This is a genomic window from Streptomyces sp. NBC_01264 (genome assembly GCF_026340675.1).
Classification (GTDB): domain Bacteria; phylum Actinomycetota; class Actinomycetes; order Streptomycetales; family Streptomycetaceae; genus Streptomyces.
On sequence record NZ_JAPEOX010000001.1, the window covers coordinates 2,804,114 to 2,824,041 of the forward strand.

Annotated in this window: 15 protein-coding genes and 1 tRNA gene; 11 read left to right on the forward strand and 5 right to left on the reverse strand. The window is 71.0% G+C overall.

Annotated features, from left to right (window positions below; translation table 11 throughout):
- Positions 1-2: 2 nt before the first annotated feature.
- A complete protein-coding gene (locus tag OG435_RS12825; protein ID WP_266876948.1) occupies positions 3-2,675 on the forward strand; it encodes an ATP-dependent RNA helicase in 2,673 nt (890 codons plus the stop codon).
- Here OG435_RS12825 and OG435_RS12830 read toward each other — a convergent pair.
- The 3 genes from OG435_RS12830 to OG435_RS12840 all read right to left on the reverse strand — a co-directional run bounded on the left by OG435_RS12830 (position 2,665) and on the right by OG435_RS12840 (position 5,328).
- Positions 2,665-3,642 carry a DUF3068 domain-containing protein gene (locus tag OG435_RS12830; protein ID WP_266876949.1) on the reverse strand — a complete coding sequence of 326 codons (978 nt, stop codon included), beginning with the start codon at positions 3,640-3,642 and terminating at the stop codon, positions 2,665-2,667. The two genes, OG435_RS12825 and OG435_RS12830, sit on opposite strands and share 11 nt — an antisense overlap.
- 14 nt (positions 3,643-3,656) lie before the next feature.
- Positions 3,657-3,797 carry an SPW_0924 family protein gene (locus OG435_RS12835; protein WP_254383742.1) on the reverse strand — a complete coding sequence of 47 codons (141 nt, stop codon included), beginning with the start codon at positions 3,795-3,797 and terminating at the stop codon, positions 3,657-3,659.
- A gap of 181 nt (positions 3,798-3,978) precedes the next feature.
- Complete coding sequence (locus OG435_RS12840; protein WP_430625623.1) at positions 3,979-5,328, reverse strand: lytic transglycosylase domain-containing protein; 1,350 nt, start codon at positions 5,326-5,328, stop codon at positions 3,979-3,981.
- Positions 5,329-5,522: 194 nt separating this feature from the next.
- On the opposite strand from OG435_RS12840, the gene OG435_RS12845 reads away from it, so the two are divergent.
- Complete coding sequence (locus tag OG435_RS12845; RefSeq protein ID WP_266876950.1) at positions 5,523-6,413, forward strand: DUF4184 family protein; 891 nt, start codon at positions 5,523-5,525, stop codon at positions 6,411-6,413.
- A 46-nt stretch (positions 6,414-6,459) separates the two neighbouring features.
- On the opposite strand, the gene polA is transcribed toward OG435_RS12845, so the two are convergent.
- Positions 6,460-9,183: a DNA polymerase I gene (polA, locus tag OG435_RS12850; RefSeq protein WP_266876951.1), complete on the reverse strand. Its 2,724-nt coding sequence runs from the start codon at positions 9,181-9,183 to the stop codon at positions 6,460-6,462.
- 146 nt (positions 9,184-9,329) lie between these two features.
- Between polA and OG435_RS12855 the strand changes: the two genes are divergently transcribed.
- The 8 genes from OG435_RS12855 (at position 9,330) to OG435_RS12890 (ending at position 18,940) form a co-directional block, all read left to right on the forward strand.
- Entirely contained in the window at positions 9,330-11,600 is a 2,271-nt protein-coding gene (locus OG435_RS12855; RefSeq protein WP_266876952.1) for an FdhF/YdeP family oxidoreductase, read from the forward strand.
- Positions 11,601-11,654: 54 nt separating this feature from the next.
- Positions 11,655-12,128 carry a PaaI family thioesterase gene (locus tag OG435_RS12860; protein WP_266876953.1) on the forward strand — a complete coding sequence of 158 codons (474 nt, stop codon included), beginning with the start codon at positions 11,655-11,657 and terminating at the stop codon, positions 12,126-12,128.
- Positions 12,129-12,363: 235 nt separating this feature from the next.
- On the forward strand, positions 12,364-12,762 hold the full coding sequence (locus tag OG435_RS12865; RefSeq protein WP_266876954.1) for a hypothetical protein: 399 nt from the start codon (positions 12,364-12,366) through the stop codon (positions 12,760-12,762).
- A 542-nt stretch (positions 12,763-13,304) separates the two neighbouring features.
- Positions 13,305-14,543 carry a branched-chain amino acid ABC transporter substrate-binding protein gene (locus OG435_RS12870; protein WP_266876955.1) on the forward strand — a complete coding sequence of 413 codons (1,239 nt, stop codon included), beginning with the start codon at positions 13,305-13,307 and terminating at the stop codon, positions 14,541-14,543.
- A gap of 122 nt (positions 14,544-14,665) precedes the next feature.
- On the forward strand, positions 14,666-15,598 hold the full coding sequence (locus tag OG435_RS12875) for a branched-chain amino acid ABC transporter permease (RefSeq protein WP_266876956.1): 933 nt from the start codon (positions 14,666-14,668) through the stop codon (positions 15,596-15,598).
- 5 nt (positions 15,599-15,603) lie between these two features.
- On the forward strand, positions 15,604-17,328 hold the full coding sequence (locus OG435_RS12880) for a branched-chain amino acid ABC transporter permease (RefSeq protein ID WP_266876957.1): 1,725 nt from the start codon (positions 15,604-15,606) through the stop codon (positions 17,326-17,328).
- A gap of 5 nt (positions 17,329-17,333) precedes the next feature.
- The gene (locus OG435_RS12885) at positions 17,334-18,227 is read left to right on the forward strand and encodes an ABC transporter ATP-binding protein (RefSeq protein ID WP_266881690.1); all 894 of its coding nucleotides are present in this window, start codon (positions 17,334-17,336) and stop codon (positions 18,225-18,227) included.
- Positions 18,224-18,940, forward strand: a complete 717-nt coding sequence (locus tag OG435_RS12890; protein WP_266876958.1) for an ABC transporter ATP-binding protein — start codon at positions 18,224-18,226, stop codon at positions 18,938-18,940. The genes OG435_RS12885 and OG435_RS12890 overlap by 4 nt, the downstream gene beginning before the upstream one ends.
- A gap of 82 nt (positions 18,941-19,022) precedes the next feature.
- On the opposite strand, the gene OG435_RS12895 is transcribed toward OG435_RS12890, so the two are convergent.
- Positions 19,023-19,682 (reverse strand): ANTAR domain-containing response regulator, encoded by a 660-nt coding sequence (locus OG435_RS12895; RefSeq protein WP_250744985.1) that lies wholly within the window; start codon positions 19,680-19,682, stop codon positions 19,023-19,025.
- Between the two features lie 100 nt (positions 19,683-19,782).
- On the opposite strand from OG435_RS12895, the gene OG435_RS12900 reads away from it, so the two are divergent.
- Positions 19,783-19,855, forward strand: a tRNA-Leu gene (locus OG435_RS12900).
- Positions 19,856-19,928: the final 73 nt, after the last annotated feature.

Sequence of the window (19,928 nt, forward strand, 5' to 3'; positions counted from 1 at the left end):
CGGTGACGGGACAGCGCGCGATCCGCACGGCCGACCTCGACGCCCTTCCCGTACGGGAAGCCCTGCCCGCGCTCGTCTCGGCGCTCGACGCCCACGGCGCCGCCGTGCTCTGCGCCCCACCGGGCACCGGCAAGACCACGCTGGTGCCCCTGGTGCTCGCGGGGCTGGTGGGGAACGGCCCGCGCCGCCGGGTCGTGGTCGCCGAACCCCGCCGGATCGCCGCCCGCGCGGCGGCCCGGCGGATGGCCTGGCTGCTCGGCGAGCAGGTCGGCGCCTCCGTCGGCTTCACCGTGCGCGGGGAGCGGGTGGTCGGGCCGTCCACCGTGGTCGAGGTGGTCACCACCGGGGTGCTGCTCCAGCGGCTCCAGCGGGACCAGGAACTCTCCGGGACCGACCTGGTGATCCTGGACGAGTGCCACGAGCGGCACCTGGACGCCGACGCGGTCGCCGCCTTCCTCCTGGACGTACGGGAAACCCTGCGCCCGGAGCTGCGGCTCCTCGCTGCCTCGGCGACCACCGACGCCGCGGGCTGGGCCCGCCTCCTGGGGGACGCCCCCGTCGTGGAGGCAGCCGGGGTCTCCTACCCGGTGGAGACCGTGTGGGCCCCGCCGGCCCGCCCGGTGCGGCCGCCGCACGGGATGCGGGTGGATCCGGCGCAGCTGACGCACGTGGCCTCGGTGGTGCGGCGGGCGCTGGCGGAACGTTCCGGCGACCTACTGTGCTTCCTGCCCGGCGTCGGTGAGATCGCCCGGGTCGCCGGGCAGCTCGGCGGCCTCGACGCGGAGCTCCTCCAGATACACGGCCGCGCTCCGGCCTCCGTCCAGGACGCGGCGCTCTCCCCCGCGCCGCACCGCCGGGTCATCCTGTCCACCGCCGTCGCGGAGTCCAGCCTCACCGTGCCCGGCGTACGGATCGTCGTGGACTCGGGGCTGGCCCGCGAACCCCGGGTCGACCACGCCCGGGGCCTGGGAGCGCTGGCCACCGTACGGGCGTCCCGCGCGGCCGGCCGCCAGCGCGCGGGCCGCGCCGGGCGCGAGGCCCCGGGCACGGTGTACCGCTGCTGGGCCGAGGCGGAGGACGGGCGGCTGTCCGCGTACCCCTCCCCCGAGATCCGGATCGCGGACCTCGCGCAGTTCGCCCTCCAGGCCGCCTGCTGGGGCGACCCGGACGCGACCGGCCTGGCCCTGCTGGATCCACCGCCGGCCGGGGCCATGGCCGCGGCACGCGAGGTGCTGCTCGCGGTGGGAGCGGTGTCCCCGGCGGGCCGGCCGACCCCGCGGGGGCTGCGGATGGCCCGGCTGGGCCTGCACCCGCGCCTCGCCCGGGCCCTCCTCGACGGCTCCGCTGCCCTGGGCCCCCGGCGGGCGGCGGAACTGGTGGCCCTGCTGAGCGAGGAGCCGCCCCGGGAGTACGGGGACGACCTGGCCGCGTCCTGGCGCCGGGCCCGTGCGGGCGGCGACCCGTACGCATCGCGCTGGCGCGCGGAGGCCCGCCGCCTGGAGCGCGCCGCGGCCGGAGGGGACCCTGCGGGGCCATCCCCCACCCCGCCCCTTCCCGCTGTGCCGGACGACGCGGCTCCGCCGCGGGGCGGGGCCGCGCCCCGGACCCCTTCGGGCGGCATCAGCCGAAATCCAGCCCCTCCGGCGTTTGAGGAGCGGGGTCCGGGGCGGAGCCCCGGCAGCGGCGCTGCACCCGACGACGCCGCCGCCGGGCTCGTGGCCGCGCTGGCCTTCCCCGAGCGGGTCGCCAGGGCCAAGGGCCAGGGAGCCTTCCTCATGGCCTCCGGGACCGGGGCCGAACTCGGCGAAGGGTCAGGGCTGCGCAGCGCGCCCTGGCTGGCCGTCGCAGTCGCCGACAGGCCCCCTCACTCCGCGTCCGCCCGCGTCCGGCTCGGAGCCCTCATCGACGAGGAGACCGCCCGCGCCGCCGCAGGCCACCTGTTCCGCTCCGGTGAGGAGGTCCACTGGGAGGACGGCGACCTCGTCGCGCGCTCCGTGGAACGACTCGGCGCCATCGAGCTCGCCGAGCGCCCCCTGCGCAACCCCGACCGCGCCCTCGTCCGGGCCGCGCTGCTCGACGGGCTCCGGACCGAGGGGCTCGGCCTGCTGCGCTGGAGCCCGGACTCGCAGGCGCTGCGGGCCCGGCTCGGATTCCTGCACCGCACGCTCGGCCCGCCCTGGCCCGACGTGGCGGACGACGGGGACCTGCTGGAGCGTGCCGACGACTGGCTGGAGCCGGAGCTGTCGCGGGCCCGCCGCCGCGGCGACCTCGCGCGGATCGACGCGGGGCAGGCGCTGAACCGGCTGCTGCCCTGGGCCACGGGTGAGGCCGCCCGGCTCGACGAGCTGGCCCCGGAGCGGATCGAGGTGCCGAGCGGCTCCCGGATCCGCGTCGACTACGCCGCCGAGCACGGTCAGCCCGTGCTGGCGGTCAAGCTCCAGGAACTGTTCGGGCTGGCCGAGACCCCCCGGGTCGCGGGGGTTCCCGTACTCGTCCATCTCCTGTCGCCCGCCGGCCGGCCCGCCGCGGTCACCGCCGATCTGGCGTCCTTCTGGCAGGGCGGCTACCGCGCCGTCCGCGCCGAGCTCCGCGGCCGCTACCCCAAGCACCCGTGGCCCGAGGACCCGGCGACCGCCGAGCCCACCCGGCACACCAACGCCCGGCTCAAGCGCTGAGCGGCCCCTCCCGCTCGGGGCGCCGGCCGCGCGCCTCCAGCAGCAGGGCGAACCCGAGGAGCGCGAGCCCGCCGGCCGCCAGCCCGATCGGGGCATACGTGTGCAGCGCGAGGACCATGACCCGGTTCGACTTGACCAGGTCGACGGTGTAGTCGCTGTAGTCCTCGCGGATCTTCACGTGCCCGGCGAAGACGGTGAGCTTCCCGTCGGGCGCGCTGCCCGCGATGCTCCCGCCGCGCATCTCCTGCCGGATCTCCTGCTCGGCGTTGACGGGCGCCCCGGTCACCGGGTCGACCCAGAACATCGCCTTGGTCGTGTACCAGAGGCTGGTCCCGGTGTCCTGCTCGAACGTCGCCGGGTTGATGCCTTCGATCGGCATCTTCTTCGGCAGCCCGACCTTCGTCCACGGCACGGTCTGCTCGAAGTAGTAGACGTCCAGGCCCTTGAACTTGCGCGGACCCACGTAGTGGATCGGTGAGGAGCTGCGGGTCTGCGCGTCGAAGTAGAGGTAGTCGCGCGGCTCGGTGAAGAACGGCCACTTGAACTCGATGCCCTCGCGCTTGACCGCGTCCCCGTCCACGGCCTCGCCGGTGGCGTGCACCGGGTCTTGGCTGTGGGCGTCGAAGATGTAGCGCTCGGGGATCTGGGAGACCATCTTCCCGTCCGGATCCATGATGTGGGTCAAGGTGTCCCAGACTACGACGTCCTTGCCGGCGCTGGCCTCGATCTCCTTCGACGCCTCGACGTTGCCCTTGAGGGTCTGGACGATGGTGACCTTGTCGACCTTCTTCGGCTGCAGGGTGGAGTAGTCGACGAGGGTCGCGTCCTTCGCCTCCAGCACCATCTCCTGGTACTGGTTCGGCGGGATCTTCGCGAGCCTGGGGTACGCGTACCAGCGCAGCAGCGGCGCGAGGGCTGCACAGAACACGGCTACGGCTAGCAGGACGAGGCTTGCTCTGCGTCGCATGGCCGGGCCCTCCTCTACTTTCCGGGCGCGGCGGGCGCGGTGGTGAGCAGGGGCTTCGGTGAGGTCTTGCCTTCCGGCGCCCCGGTCGCCGTGATGGCGAAGACGAGGAGCACCGCGAGGACGAGACCGCTGGCGGCGGCGACGATTGCGCGCATGCCGGGGCCTCCGGAATCTGATGGGGTGTCAGGGCGGTGGCACCGTAGCAATGCGGATGACAGATGAGAACCGTTTGCGCCACTGCTAGCGCGGGGACCTCGCGGCGACCCGGGCACCGGAGCGGTGTACGGGGACATGCCGCGGCCCGCCCCCTGGTCAGGGAGCGGGCCGCGGTGGGTGTCAGGGGGTCTTCGTGGGCGCCGGAGTGCCGGCGGACGCGGAAGGCGAGGGCTTCGGCGACGGGGAGACCGACGCGGTGGGCTTCGGGGTGGGCTTCGGCGACGGAGCCGGGGTGGGCTTCGGACTCGGCGTGGGGCTCGGGGCCGGAGTCGGCGTGGGCTTGGGTGAAGGCGTCGGGCTCGGAGTTGGCGTGGGAGTCGGCGTCGGGCTCGGGCTCGGCGTGGGCGTCGGACTCGGGGTGGGCGTCGGACTCGGAGTCGGCGTCGGCGTCGGCGTCGGCGTCGGCGTCGGGCTCGGGGTGGGCGTCGGGCTCGGGGTGGGCGTGGGCGTCGGCTTCGGCGAAGGCGTGGGACTCGGGGTCGGCTTCGGCGAAGGCGTCGGCTTCGGCGTAGGGCTCGGGCTCGGCTTCGGGGGCGTGGCCCCCTGATTGCCCCCGGTACCGGTACCGGTACCGGTACCGGCGCCACCACCGCTGCCGCCGCCCCGCCCGTCCGGGACTTCCCGTACGCCCTTCAGGTAGTACGTGAACCACGACCGCACCGTCCGCAGGTACGCGGAGGACTGGTTGTACGACAGCACGGCCCGGTCCAGATCCGCGTCCACCCGCAGGTCACGCGTACCGGCGCAGAGGTAACGCCCCGCCGCGAGCGCGGCATCGTGCACGTTGTGGGGGTCGCGGCGGCCGTCGCCGTTGGCGTCCTGGCCCCACGAGGCCCAGGTGGACGGGATGAACTGCATCGGCCCGATCGCGCGGTCGTAGCGCGAATCCCCGTCGTAGGCCCCGCCGTCGGTGTCCGAGATGTTCGCGAAGCCGTTGCCGTCGAGCACCGGCCCCAGGATCGGCCGCAGCGTCCTGCCCGTGGTGTCGACCTGGCCGCCGCGCGCCTGCCCGGATTCGACCTTGCCGATCGCCGCGAGGAGCTGCCAGCGCAGCCCGCATCCGGGGTCGCTCCCGCCGACCACCCGCTCCGCGCCCCGGTACGCGGCGAGCACGCTCGCCGGTATGCCCTGTGCGCCCTCGGCCCCGCCCGCAGCGGCGGACCCGCTGCCCGGACCCGGATCCACGGCGGCCGGCACCACGGTCGGCGCCGGGGTCGGAGCCGCCCCGCCCTCGGGCAGCAGCACGGCCGGCGGCTCGGGGCTCACCAGGGGTGGCAGGGCGGTGAAGTAGGAGCCGTCCCCCGCGGAGCCGTCGGGTACCGGTGCGGGCTCCGCGACCGTCGACACCTCGGTGACGGCCGCGACCGGCCCCTGAGAGGCGGTCAGCGCGGCGGCCACGAAGGCGGAGACGACCACGGCGGCCCCGCCCTTGCGCGCCACCCGGCCGAACCGGGTCGATATCCCCCACACCGCGGACCCGCGTCCTGGTATCCGTGTCCGATCCGTCATGAGCCGGACCCCCCTCCCCCTCGACGTCCGCGTGACCCTACGTCAACTCGCTGGATAGGGCACGCATCGCGAGCCGGAATTCACGATTTCCTCATGAGTTCCGCAGGCCACCCATACTGGTCGCATCAACGAGTCGACCCCCGGAGACAGCTCCCATGCCGTTCACCCTCAGCCATGCGGCCGCCGTGCTTCCGGCCGTCCGCCGCTCCGGTCGTGCGCGCGGCCCCCTCGTCGGTTCGGCCCTGATTCTCGGGTCGTTCGCTCCGGACAGCTTCTACTTCGCCGACACGGTCGTCTCGGGTCTCAGGCCGTACGGCACCTTCACGCACTCGCTGCCCGGCGTCCTGACCGCCGACGCTGTCCTGACCGCCGTCCTCGCGGCGTGCTGGCTGCTGCTGCGCGAGCCGCTGATCGCGCTGCTGCCCCGCGGCCGGCAGGGCAGGGTGCACTCCTTCGTCCGGGGCGAGGAGTGGCGAGGACGCCGACTGCCCGCGCTGGCCCTCTGGTTCTACCTCTCGGCGGTCATCGGCTCCCTCACCCACGTGGTGTGGGACGCCTTCACGCACGTCGACCGCTTCGGGACGCGCACCCTGCCGGAGCTGGGCGAGCCGCTCGCCTTCGGTCTGCCCCTCTACTCGTACCTGCAGTACGGGACTTCGGCGCTCTCGGCCTGCTTCCTGGTCTGGTTCACGGCGACCGCGCTGCGCCGGCTGGCGGACTCGCCGGCCCCCGCGTCCGTCCCGGTGCTCGGCCGGGCCGAGGTGTGGGGAGCGCTCGCGCTGGTCCTCGTCTGCGTGGCGGTCGGGGTCACCCTGCGCGTGCTGCGCTTCTTCACCTTCTTCGACCGGATCCGCACCCCGCTCGACATCATCCCGACCATCTGCTTCGGCGCCGGCGGCGGTCTCGCCGTGGGGCTGCTGCTGTACGGGGCCCTCGTGCGGCTGCGCCACCGTGGACTCCGTGACCGCCCGGCCGCCGACGCGGACGCCGGGCCGAGGGCGTCGGACGAGGACGAGAACACAAAAGCGCCCGTCCCCACCGCGTAGGCGGGGACGGGCGCCGTCCGGACCACGGACCACGGATCCGGGGTGATCAGTGCGCGGCGGACTCCCAGTCGGGGCCGACGCCCACGGACACGTCCAGCGGGGCCCGCAGGTCGACGGCGGCGGCCATCTCGCGGCGCACCAGCTCCTCCACCTGCTTGCGCTCCCCGGGCGCGATCTCCAGCACGATTTCGTCGTGGACCTGGAGCAGCATCCGCGACTTCAGCCCCGCCCCGGTGATCGCCTTGTCCACGCGCAGCATCGCGACCTTGACGATGTCGGCGGCGGTGCCCTGGATCGGGGCGTTCAGCGCCATCCGCTCGGCGGCCTCGCGGCGCTGGCGGTTGTCGCTGTTGAGGTCCGGGAGGTAGCGGCGGCGGCCGAAGACGGTGGCCGTGTAGCCGGTGGCGCGGGCCTCCTCGACGACGCGGCCCAGGTAGTCCCGGACCCCGCCGAAGCGCTCGAAGAAGGTCTCCATCAGGCCGCGGGCCTCGCCGGGCTCGATGTTCAGCTGCTGGGCGAGGCCGAACGCGGAGAGCCCGTACGCCAGACCGTAGGACATGGCCTTGATCTTGCGCCGCATCTCGGCGTCGACCTCGGAGCGCTCGACGCCGAACACCTGGGAGGCGACGGTGGTGTGCAGGTCCTCGCCCGACTGGAAGGCCTCGAGCAGGCCCTCGTCCTCCGAGAGGTGGGCCATGACGCGCAGCTCGATCTGGCTGTAGTCGGCGGTCATGAGGGATTCGTAGCCCTCGCCGACGACGAAGCCGCGGCGGATGGCCCGGCCCTCGTCGGTGCGCACCGGCACGTTCTGCAGGTTGGGGTCGGTGGAGGACAGCCGGCCGGTCGCGGCGACGGTCTGGCTGAAGCTGGTGTGCACCCGGCCGTCGGCGGCGATCATCTTGACCAGGCCCTCGACGGTGACGCGCAGCTTGGCCTGCTCCCGGTGGCGGAGCATGAGCACGGGCAGTTCGTGGTCGGTCTGGGTGGCCAGCCAGGCGAGCGCGTCGGCGTCCGTGGTGTAGCCGGTCTTGGTCTTCTTCGTCTTCGGCAGGTCCAGCTCGCCGAAGAACACCTCCTGGAGCTGCTTGGGCGAGCCGAGGTTGAACTCGTGGCCCACCGCCGCGTGCGCCTCCTTCACCGCCTGCTGCACGGCCGCGGCGAACTGCTGCTCCATCGCCTCGAGGTGGCTCTGGTCGACGGCGATGCCCGCCCGCTCCAGGCGGGCCAGCAGCTCGGAGGTGGGCAGCTCCATGTCGTGGAGCAGCTCGGCGGCGCCCACCTCGGGGAGCTTGACCGCGAAGGCGTCGCCGAGGTCCAGGACGGCACGGGCCTGCGCCATCAGGGCCTCGGCCTCGGCGGTGTCGTCGGCGCCGAAGGCGAGCTGCCCGTCGGCGGCGGCGGGCGCCAGCTCCCGGTGCAGGTACTCCTGGGAGAGCACGTCCAGCGCGAAGGAGCGGCGGCCGGGCTTGACCAGGTAGGCCGCGAGCGCGGTGTCCATGGCGACCCCGGCCAGGGTCCAGCCGTGCTCGGGGAAGACCCGCATCAGGGCCTTGGCGTTGTGCACGGCCTTCGGCTTGGCGGCGTCGGCGGCCCAGGCGGCGAAGGCGCGCTCATCGGCCTCGTCCAGCGCGGACGGCTCGAACCAGGCGGCCGCTCCCCCGGCCGAGGCCAGCGCGATCTCGGAGACGTTGCCGGTGCCCAGCGCCCAGGTGTCGACGGTGGAGATGCCGAGCGGGGCGCCCGCGTGGCTCTCCAGCCACGGCGCGAGCTCGCCGGCGCCGAGGACCGAGCCGTCCAGCTCCACCGCGGCGGCCGCCGGGGCCGGGGCCTCCTGCTCGGCGGCGCCCGGGTCGACGGCGAGCAGCCGCTCGCGCAGGGAGGCGTTGCGGATCTCCAGTACGTCCAGGACTCCGGTGACGGCCGTCCGGTCGTAGGGGGCGCGGGCCAGGTCGGCGGGGGTCTTGGGCAGGGCGACGTCCTTGACCATCTCGGTCAGGACCCGGTTGAGCTTCACGGCGTCCAGGTGGTCGCGGAAGTTCTGCCCGGCCTTGCCCTTGACCTCCTCGGCGCGCTCGACGAGCTCCGCGAACGACCCGAACTGGGTGATCCACTTGGCGGCGGTCTTCTCGCCGACGCCCGGGATGCCGGGGAGGTTGTCGGACGGGTCGCCGCGCAGCGCCGCGAAGTCCGGGTACTGCTGGGGGGTGAGCCCGTACTTCTCCTCGACCTTCTCGGGGGTGAAGCGGGTCAGCTCGGAGACGCCCTTGGTCGGGTAGAGCACGGTGGTGTGCTCGGAGACGAGCTGGAAGGAGTCCCGGTCACCGGTGACGATCAGCACGTCGAAGCCGAGGGCCTCGGCCTGCGTGGCGAGCGTCGCGATCACGTCGTCGGCCTCGAAGCCGTCGACCGCGAAGCGCGGCACGCTCATCGCGTCGAGGAGCTCGCCGATCAGCTCCACCTGCCCCTTGAACTCGTCGGGGGTCTTGGAGCGGTTCGCCTTGTACTCGGGGAACTCCGCCGAGCGCCACGTCTTGCGGGACACGTCGAACGCCACCGCGAAGTGCGTGGGCGCCTCGTCGCGCAGCGTGTTCGCCAGCATCGACGCGAACCCGTAGATGGCGTTGGTCGGCTGCCCCGTCTCGGTGGTGAAGTTCTCCGCGGGCAGCGCGAAGAACGCCCTGTACGCCAGGGAGTGCCCGTCCATGAGCATCAGGCGGGGGCGGTCCGCTGCGGTCGGCTGGTCGGTCTTCTTCGATGCTGAATCTGCCACGCCCCCGATCCTAGGCGCCGCCACTGACAAATCCGGACGGGCTGCGCGGCGGGGCAGGAAGGCCCGGGTGAATCCGGAGTCGGCGCCGCCGACGGAGCGTGACAGGATCGGATGTGTACGCAGCAGACTGCTCAAAGGGGAGCGACATGGCCACCAAGCCGCCCACAGGTGATCCCGTACAGGACGCACCGCAGGTGACGCCCCCCAAGCACGCGGCCGCCGGCCTGCCCGCGATCGGGCACACCCTGAGGATCGCGCAGGAGCAGATGGGCCTCGCCCGTACCGCCCGCACCCTCCTCAAGGTCAACCAGAAGAACGGCTTCGACTGTCCCGGCTGCGCCTGGCCCGAGGGCGACAAGCGGCACACCGCCGAGTTCTGCGAGAACGGCGCCAAGGCCGTCGCGGAGGAAGCCACCCTGCGCCGGGTCACCCCCGCGTTCTTCGCCGAGCACCCCCTGGCCGACCTGGAGACCCGGTCCGGCTACTGGCTGGGCCAGCAGGGCCGGATCACCCAGCCGATGCTCATGGAGGCCGGCGGCGACCGCTACGAGCCGGTCACCTGGGAGCGGGCCTTCGCGGTGATCGCGGAGGAACTGCGCGCCCTCGACTCCCCCGACGAGGCCCTCTTCTACACCTCGGGCCGCACCAGCAACGAAGCGGCCTTCCTCTTCCAGCTGTTCGTCCGCGAGTTCGGCACCAACAACCTCCCCGACTGCTCCAACATGTGCCACGAGTCCTCGGGCTCCGCACTGAACGAGACGATCGGCATCGGCAAGGGCAGCGTCTCTCTCGAAGACCTCCACCAGGCCGACCTGATCATCGTCGCGGGGCAGAACCCCGGCACCAACCACCCGCGCATGCTCTCCGCCCTGGAGAAGGCCAAGTCCGCCGGCGCGAAGATCATCTCGGTGAATCCGCTGCCCGAGGCCGGCCTGGAGCGGTTCAAGAACCCGCAGACCCCCCTCGGCATGTTCAAGGGCGTCGCCCTGAACGACCTGTTCCTCCAGATCCGCATCGGCGGCGACCAGGCCCTCTTCCGCCTGCTCAACAAGCTCGTCATCGAGGCGGGCGGCGCCACCGACGAGGAGTTCATCCGCGAGCACACCCACGGCTACGAGGAGTTCGCGGCCACCGCCGAGGACACCGACTGGGACGCCACCCTCACCGCCACCGGCCTGACCCGCCCCGACATCGAGCGCGCCCTGGCCATGATCCTGGCCTCGAAGCGCACCATCGTCTGCTGGGCCATGGGCCTCACCCAGCACAAGCACTCCGTCGCCACCATCCGCGAGGTCGTCAACCTGCTCCTGCTGCGCGGCAACATCGGACGCCCCGGCGCCGGCGTCTGCCCCGTCCGCGGCCACTCCAACGTCCAGGGCGACCGCACCATGGGGATCTTCGAGCGCCCCGCGCCGGCCTTCCTCGACGCCCTCGACCGCGAATTCCAGATCACCTCGCCCCGCGAGCACGGCTTCGACGTGGTCCGCTCCATCCAGGCCCTGCGCGACGGCGAGGCCAAGGTCCTCTTCGCCATGGGCGGCAACTTCGTCGGCGCCACCCCCGACACCGAGGTCACCGAGGCCGCGATCCGCCGCGCCTCCCTGACCGTGCACGTCTCCACCAAGCTCAACCGCTCCCACGCCGTCACCGGCCGGCGCGCCCTGATCCTGCCCACCCTCGGCCGCACCGACAAGGACGTCCAGGCGGCAGGCAAGCAGTTCGTGACCGTCGAGGACTCCATGGGCATGGTCCACTCCTCCCGCGGCAACCTCGCCCCCGCCTCCCCGCACCTGCTCTCCGAGCCCGCGATCGTGGCCCGCATGGCCCGCGCCGTCCTCGGCGAGACCTCCCGGACCCCCTGGGAGGAGTTCGAGCAGGACTACGCGGCCATCCGCGACCGGATCTCCCGCGTCGTCCCAGGCTTCGAGGACTTCAACACCCGCATCGCCCGCCCCGGCGGCTTCCAGCTCCCGCACGCCCCCCGCGACGAGCGCCGCTTCCCCACGAAGACCGGAAAGGCGAACTTCACCGCCGCACCCGTGGAGTACCCGCACCTCCCGCCGGGACGCCTGCTCCTGCAGACCCTGCGCAGCCACGACCAGTACAACACCACCATCTACGGCCTCGACGACCGCTACCGCGGGATCACCGGCGGCCGCCGCGTGGTCATGGTCAACCCCGAGGACGCCGCCGAGCTCGGGCTCGCCGAAGGCTCGTACACCGACCTCGTCGGCGAATGGCGCGACGGCGTGGAACGCCGCGCCCCCGGCTTCCGCGTCGTGCACTACCCGACCGCCCGCGGCTGCGCCGCCGCCTACTACCCCGAGACCAACGTGCTCGTGCCCCTCGACTCCACCGCGGACACCAGCAATACCCCGGCGAGCAAGTCCGTCGTCGTGCGCTTCGAGCCGTCCTGATAGAACGCTCCCAGGACAAGATGGTTAACGAACGTTGACGAACGGAGTAGGCCCATGGGTGAGCAGCAGCACGCGGTGAAGTTCCCGCAGGAGGTCCTCGACGAGTACACGGCCCTGGGCATCGACCTGCCCGCGCTGTTCTCGGCGGGCGACCTCGGCAAGCGGATGGACATCCGCATCCTCGAAGCCTCCGCCGAGCGCGTCGTCGCCACCATGCCCGTCGAGGGCAACACCCAGCCCTACGGACTCCTCCACGGCGGAGCCTCCGCCGTCCTCGCGGAGACCATCGGCTCGGTCGGCGCGATGATGCACGGCGGCATCACCAAGGTCGCCGTCGGCGTCGACCTGAACTGCACCCACCACCGCGGCGCCCGCTCCGGCCTGGTCACCGGCGTCGCGACCCCCGTGCACCGGGGCCGCTCCACCGCCACCTACGAGGTGGTCATCACCGACGAGCAGGACCGCCGGGTCTGCACCGCCCGCCTGACCTGCCTGCTGCGCGACGTCGAGGCGGCCCCCGGGGCCTGAACCCGACGAGGCACGGCCACGTCCGCCCGGCCCCGGTCCCCGCGAGGGGCCGGGCCCGTGTCGCGCCCACGGCGTCGGGGCCGCCCCCACCGGGCCGGCACCACGCACGGCACGCACCGCGCGCACGGCGCCCCCGACACCCCCGACCCACCGCCACCCGCCCGGAATCCGCCAGTCCGCGCACGCCCCGCCACGGGCTGTTGTGTCACCGATGGTGACGGCCTACCGTCCCCCCATGGGGACCACGCCGCGCTCCGCCCTCCCGTACGCCGCCGCCGCCCTCGCGGCGCTGCTCCTGCCCGGATGCTCCAACTCCGCCCCGCACACCGCCCCGACCTCGTCCGCCGCCGAGCCCAGCCCCTCCTCACCTGCCCAGATCTGCACCGCCCTGGTCTCGTACTGGGCGAAGGAGACCCTCAAGGGCAGCAAGTGGTCCGGGCTGGACTGGGAGCAGAAGGGCCTGTCCAACGATCAGTACGCGATCCACGAGGAAGCCGTCGAGGCCGGCCGGGCCGAGGCGCGAACCCATGGGCAGGACAAGGGACTTGAGCTCATCGACCGGCTCGTGGCGCAGCGCTGCGCCGAGCGGAACGGAGCCACCTGGAGCTCAGAGAACTGGCGCCCTCCCCAGTGAGCCGGATGACCGGAATAGGGCGTGCCATGTCCGCCTTCCGGTCACCTGTCGGCGTACGGCCCCTTCGCAGGTCGAGAGGCTTTTCGCCGCCCAGCGCAAGATCGTCGGGCCAAAATGGATCACGCCATTCCATTACCCTGCGTCATGACCATACCTTGCAGAATCAGGCCTTTACGCTCCTGAATGCCACCCGATGGATTGTTTCGGCCACACGCTGCAACATTCGGCACGTTTTGATCTATGACAGGACCATGAGCCCCTCAAGCCCCTTAGGGGAACAGGGATTTCTCAGCATGTGGTCAATCCCCGAGGTCGCTAAACGCCCGATCTGTCCGCACTCCCGCCGCACATTCTTGGCCTTGGCATAACAAGAGCGTCACATCCTCCTTTCCCGGCTCCCCGCATTCGCCACCTCGGGCCTAGAGTCACGGCCAGTCACCGCGCCGAAAGGTGCGACTCAGCACGGCCGTGGACCTCCCAGTGCGGCCCGGCGAACATTCGGCACCTCACCAGAGGCGGCCGCGCCAGGGAAAGGAAGAAACGTGCGACACCGTTCTTTGCTCGTCCTCACCACCGTCCTCACCACGGGTGCACTGACCCTCACCGCCTGCGGATCCCGCGACGAGGGCAAGACCACGGACAAGTCCGACGGAGCCAAGACCGTCGTCGTCATCGGTGTGGACGCCCCGCTCACCGGCTCGCTCTCCGCGCTCGGCCAGGGCATCAAGAACTCTGTCGACCTCGCGGCCAAGACGGCCAACAAGAACAACGAGGTCCCGGGCATCGAGTTCAAGGTCGAGGCCCTCGACGACCAGGCGGTCCCCGCCTCCGGTCAGGCCAACGCCACCAAGCTCGTCGGCAACAAGGAGGTCATCGGTGTCGTCGGCCCGCTGAACTCCGGCGTCGCCCAGCAGATGCAGGGCGTCTTCGCCTCCGCGAACCTGGCGCAGGTCTCGCCCGCCAACACCAACCCCTCGCTCAGCCAGGGCGACAACTGGGGCAAGGGCGAGTTCAAGCGCCCCTTCAAGACCTACTTCCGTACCGCCGCCACCGACGTGGTCCAGGGCAAGTTCGCCGCCCAGTACCTCTTCAAGGACGCCGGCAAGAAGAAGGTCTTCGTCGTCGACGACAAGCAGACCTACGGCGCCGGTCTCGCCACGATCTTCTCCGACGAGTTCAAGAAGCTCGGCGGCGAGGTCATCGGCACCGACCACGTCACCGTGAAGGAGACCGACTTCTCCTCCACCGCCGACAAGGTCAAGTCCTCCGGCGCCGACTCCGTCTACTTCGGCGGCCAGTACCCCGAGGGCGGCCTGCTCGCCGACCAGATCAAGAAGGCCGGCGCCTCCATCCCGCTCATGGGCGGCGACGGAATCCAGGACCCCGCCTTCATCACCGCTTCCGGTGAGGCCAACGAGGGCGACCTGTCCACCTCCATCGGCTACCCGGTCGAGAAGCTGGACACCGCCAAGAAGTTCATCGCCGACTACGCGGCCGGCGGCTACAAGGACCCCTACGCGGCCTACGGCGGTTACTCCTACGACGCCGGCTGGTCCATCGTCCAGGCCGTCAAGGCCGTCGTCGCCGCCAACAACGGCAAGCTCCCCGCCGACGGTGGCCGCGCCGCCGTCGTCGAGGCCCTCGGCAAGGTCTCCTTCGAAGGCGTGACCGGCAAGGTCGCCTTCGACGAGTACGGCGACACCACCAACAAGCAGCTCACGGTCTACAAGGTCGAGGGCGGCAAGTGGGTCGACGTCAAGAGCGCCACCTTCAACCAGTAAGCCCGTAGCACCGGGCCCGGTCCGTCCGACCAGGCCCACCCTCAGCACAGAACCAGCCGCGCGAGGGCGCAACAGCGCCCTCGCGCGGAGTCTTATCCGACACGCTCATCGGAGGCCCTGCGGTGCACGAACTGCCGCAACAGCTGGCCAACGGCCTGGCCCTCGGTGCTCTCTATGGCCTCATCGCCATCGGGTACACCATGGTCTACGGCATCGTCCAGCTCATCAACTTCGCCCACGGCGAGATATTCATGATCGGCGGCTTCGGCGCACTCACCGCCTACACCGCACTCCCGACCGGCACCTCCCTGCTGATCGCGATACCCGTCATGATCGTCGGAGGCGCACTCGCCTCCGTCGCCGTGGCCACCGCAGCCGAACGCTTCGCGTACCGTCCCCTGCGCAGCGCACCCCGGCTCGCCCCGCTCATCACCGCAATCGGCCTCTCGATCGCGCTCCAGCAGCTCGTCTGGCAGTTCTACCCGGACGCCAAGAAGGCAGTCAGCTTCCCCGAGTTCAAGGGCGCGGCCTTCAAGATCACCGACAGCCTCTCCATCCAGCGCGCGGACCTCTTCGTCCTCATCCTCGCCCCGGCATGCATGCTCGCCCTCGGCATCTTCGTCTCGAAGAGCCGCAGCGGCCGCGCCATGCAGGCCACCGCGCAGGACCCCGACACCGCCAAGCTGATGGGCATCAACACCGACCGCATCATCGTCATGGCCTTCGCCATCGGTGCCGCGTTCGCCGCCGTCGCAGCCGTCGCCTACGGTCTCGACAAGGGCCAGATCAACTTCGAGATGGGCTTCATCCTCGGACTGAAGGCCTTCACCGCAGCCGTCCTCGGCGGCATCGGCAACATCTACGGCGCCATGGTCGGCGGCGTGGTCCTCGGCCTCGCCGAAGCCCTCTCGATCGCATACATCGAAGAGATCCCCGGCATGCAGCAGCTCGGCGGTGGAGCCTGGTCCAACGTCTGGGCCTTCGTACTCCTCATCGTCGTCCTCCTCGTGCGGCCACAAGGCCTGCTCGGTGAGCGCGTCGCGGATCGGGCGTGAGAACCATGACCACCAACACCACCCCGCAGACCGCCCCGGCCAAGCAGGGCCCCGCCCCCGCCGCACTGCTCTACGCGGTCATCGCCGGCAGCCTCGTCACCATCGTCAGCGCCTTCCTGGCCTGGACATGGACCCCCGAATTCCCCGGTGACCTGACCTACTACGGCAGCCCCGCCAGCCTCCAGTACGTCACCCTCGTCGGAGCGGCCCTCACCCTCGCCTTCGCGCTCTCCGCGCTCGGCGTCAAGGGCCTCCGCTGGCTGACCCCGGCCGGCTCCCACAAGGCCGTCCGGTTCCTGGCCCTCGGAAACTTCGCGGCCACCGGATTCACGGTCGTCTCCATCGTCGTCGTCCTCGGCAAGATCGCCGACCTCGACCCCGGCGCCTACGTGGCCTTCGTCGGCTCCCTCATCGCGGCCCTCGCCGCGTTCAAGCTCCCCGACGACAGCCACAAGGCGGCCCCCGCCAAGAAGCTGCCCTCCTGGGCCGAGATCCTCATCATCACCGGCGCCTTCGCCCTCGGCCTCTACGTCGTCACCTTCGGCATCGACACCGACGACAAGGAACCGCAGCTCTTCGTCGCCTACCTGATCACCGTCGGCTTCGCCGCCTCCGGACTGCTCAAGTCAGGCCTGCTGGACCGGTTCAGCACCATCACGGCCAACAACCGCCAGGTCACCCTCCTCGGGACCGCGGCCGCCGCGATCGCCTTCCCCTTCATCCAGCAGAGCGGCGACACCTACACGCTCATCGCGGTCAACATCCTGATCTTCGCGACCGTCGCCCTCGGCCTCAACGTCGTCGTCGGCCTCGCCGGCCTCCTCGACCTCGGCTACGTCGCCTTCCTCGGCGTCGGCGCCTACGCCGCCGCCCTGGTCTCCGGATCCACCGCCTCCGCCTTCGGCATCCAGCTGCCCTTCTGGGCAGCTGTCATCGTCGGCGCCCTCGCCTCCCTCATCTTCGGCGTGGTCATCGGCGCACCGACCCTGCGACTGCGCGGCGACTACCTCGCCATCGTCACCCTCGGCTTCGGAGAAATCTTCCGCATCGCCATGGGCAACCTCGACGGCCAGTCCGGCCCCGACATCACCAACGGCCCCAACGGCATCCCCAACATCCCCCACCTCGAACTCTTCGGGTGGAACTTCGGGGAGTCCCACGACGTCGGCGGCATCGTCCTCGGCGCCTACGCCAACTACTACTTCCTGATGCTGCTCGTGATGGCCCTGGTCATCGTGATCTTCGCCCGCGCCGGCAACAGCCGCATCGGCCGCGCCTGGGTCGCCATCCGCGAGGACGAGACCGCCGCCGAAGCCATGGGCATCAACGGCTTCAAGGTCAAGCTCATCGCCTTCGCCCTCGGCGCCACCCTCGCCGGCCTCGCCGGCACCGTCCAGGCACACGTCAACAGCACGGTCGTCCCCGAGAACTACGTCTTCGCCGGGCCCGTCCCGCCGAACTCCGCGTTCCTCCTCGCCGCCGTCATCCTCGGCGGCATGGGCACCATCCGCGGCCCCATCCTCGGCGCCGCACTGCTCTTCCTGATCCCGGCGAAGCTGGCCTTCCTCCAGGACTACCAGCTCCTCGCCTTCGGCATCGCCCTCATCCTGCTCATGCGCTTCCGCCCCGAAGGCCTCATCGCCAACAAGCGCGCGAAGCTCGAGTTCCACGACGACGAGACGACTGACCAGGCCCCCACGGACCTGGCCACCGCCAAGGCGGGGGCGTGAACGACATGACCACCACGGACACCACCACGAAGACCACGGTCCTCGAAGCCAGCGGCGTCACCATGCGCTTCGGCGGCCTCACCGCCGTCAAGGGCGTCGACCTCAAGGTCAACGCCGGCGAGATCGTCGGCCTGATCGGCCCCAACGGCGCCGGCAAGACCACCTTCTTCAACTGCCTCACCGGGCTGTACGTCCCCACCGAGGGCACCGTCAGCTACAAGGGCACCGTCCTGCCGCCCACGCCCCACAAGGTCACCGCAGCAGGCGTCGCCCGCACCTTCCAGAACATCCGGCTCTTCCACAACATGACCGTGCTGGAGAACGTCCTCGTCGGACGCCACACCCGCACCAAGGAAGGCCTCTGGTCCGCCCTCCTGCGCGGCCCCGGCTTCAAGAAGGCCGAAGCCGCCAGCGAAGCGCGCGCCATGGAACTCCTGGAGTTCATCGGCCTCCAGCACAAGGCCGGACACCTCGCCAAGAACCTCCCCTACGGCGAACAGCGCAAGCTGGAAATCGCCCGCGCGCTCGCCAGCGACCCCGGCCTCATCCTCCTGGACGAGCCCACCGCCGGCATGAACCCGCAGGAGACCCGCGCCGCCGAAGAACTGATCTTCGCGATCCGGGACATGGGCATCGCCGTCCTCGTCATCGAGCACGACATGCGCTTCATCTTCAACCTCTGCGACCGCGTGGCCTGCCTCGTCCAGGGCGAGAAGCTCATCGAAGGCACCGCCTCCGAAGTGCAGGGCGACGAACGCGTCATCGCCGCCTACCTCGGCGAACCCTTCGAAGGCGCCCCCGGCGAGGAAGAGGTGGCCGAAGTCGAGGCCGCCGAAGCCGCCGCCCCCGCCGCCGCCGACAGCACCACCAGCACGGACACGGAAGGAGAGGCCAAGTGACCGCACTGCTCAAGGTCGAAGACCTCAAGGTCGCCTACGGCAAGATCGAAGCCGTCAAGGGCATCTCCTTCGAAGTCAACGAAGGCGAAATCGTCTGCCTCGTCGGCACCAACGGCGCCGGCAAGACGACCACCCTGCGCACCCTCTCCGGGCTCCTCAAGCCCACCGCGGGCAGCATCACCTTCGACGGCAAGCCCCTGGCCGGCGTACCCGCCCACAAGATCGTCTCCATGAAGCTGGCGCACTCCCCCGAGGGACGCCACATCTTCCCCCGGCTGACGATCACCGAGAACCTCCAGCTCGGCGCCTTCCTCCGCACGGACAAAGAAGGCATCGAGAAGGACATCCAGCGCGCCTACGACCTCTTCCCCATCCTGGGAGAGCGCCGCAAGCAGGCCGCCGGAACCCTCTCGGGCGGCGAGCAGCAGATGCTCGCCATGGGCCGCGCCCTCATGTGCCAGCCCAAGCTGCTCATGCTGGACGAGCCCTCCATGGGCCTCTCCCCGCTGATGATGCAGAAGATCATGGCCACCATCGCCGAACTCAAGGCGACCGGCACCACGATCCTCCTGGTGGAGCAGAACGCCCAGGCCGCCCTCTCGCTGGCCGACACGGCCCACGTGATGGAGATCGGCAAGATCGTCCTCTCCGGCACCGGCCAGGAGCTCCTCCACAACGAGGACGTCCGCAAGGCGTACCTCGGCGAGGACTGAGCCCCACCCCTTCCATACGAGTGAGGCCCGCCTCCGGATCCAGGATCCGGAGGCGGGCCTCACTCCTTGCGTACGGGGGCTGCTACTCGCCCTTGCCCGCGGCGGCCTTCTTCTCCTCGGCGTCCTCGATGACGGCCTCGGCGACCTGCTGCATGGACATCCGGCGGTCCATGGAAGTCTTCTGGATCCACCGGAAGGCGGCCGGCTCGGAGAGCCCGTACTGCGTCTGCAGGATGCTCTTGGCGCGGTCCACGAGCTTGCGGGTCTCCAGGCGGAGGGAAAGGTCGGCGACCTCCTTCTCCAGCGCACGGAGCTCGGCGAAGCGCGACACGGCCATCTCGATGGCGGGGACGACGTCGCTCTTGCTGAAGGGCTTCACGAGATAAGCCATGGCGCCGGCGTCCCGCGCCCGCTCCACGAGATCCCGCTGCGAGAACGCGGTGAGCATCAGCACGGGGGCGATGGACTCCTCCGCGATCTTCTCGGCGGCGGAGATGCCGTCCAGGACGGGCATCTTCACATCAAGAATGACCAGGTCGGGACGGTGCTCCCGGGCCAGCTCAACGGCGGTCTGCCCGTCTCCGGCCTCACCGACGACGGCGTAGCCTTCCTCTTCGAGCATTTCCTTGAGGTCGAGACGGATGAGCGCCTCGTCCTCGGCGATGACGACGCGCGTCGTCAGCGGCGGAACGTGCGACTGGTCGGCGTCGGGCGTGGGCGTCGACTCGTGCTCGGCGGTCACGGGGGGCTCCTTGGTGCAAGGCGATTCAGCTGCCCCGAGCCTACCTAGCTCCTGTATGTTTGTGACACGGAGGGTATTAGGTATCCTTCGTTTCAAAGGGGCCCCGGTAGCCCAGCGGTAGAGGCAATGGATTCAAAACCCATTCAGCGTCGGTTCGAATCCGACTCGGGGCACTTCTCCTTCATTTCCAAGGTCGCCAAGCGATTTCAGGATCTTCACTCGTCACAGTGAACGCAGCTTCGAATT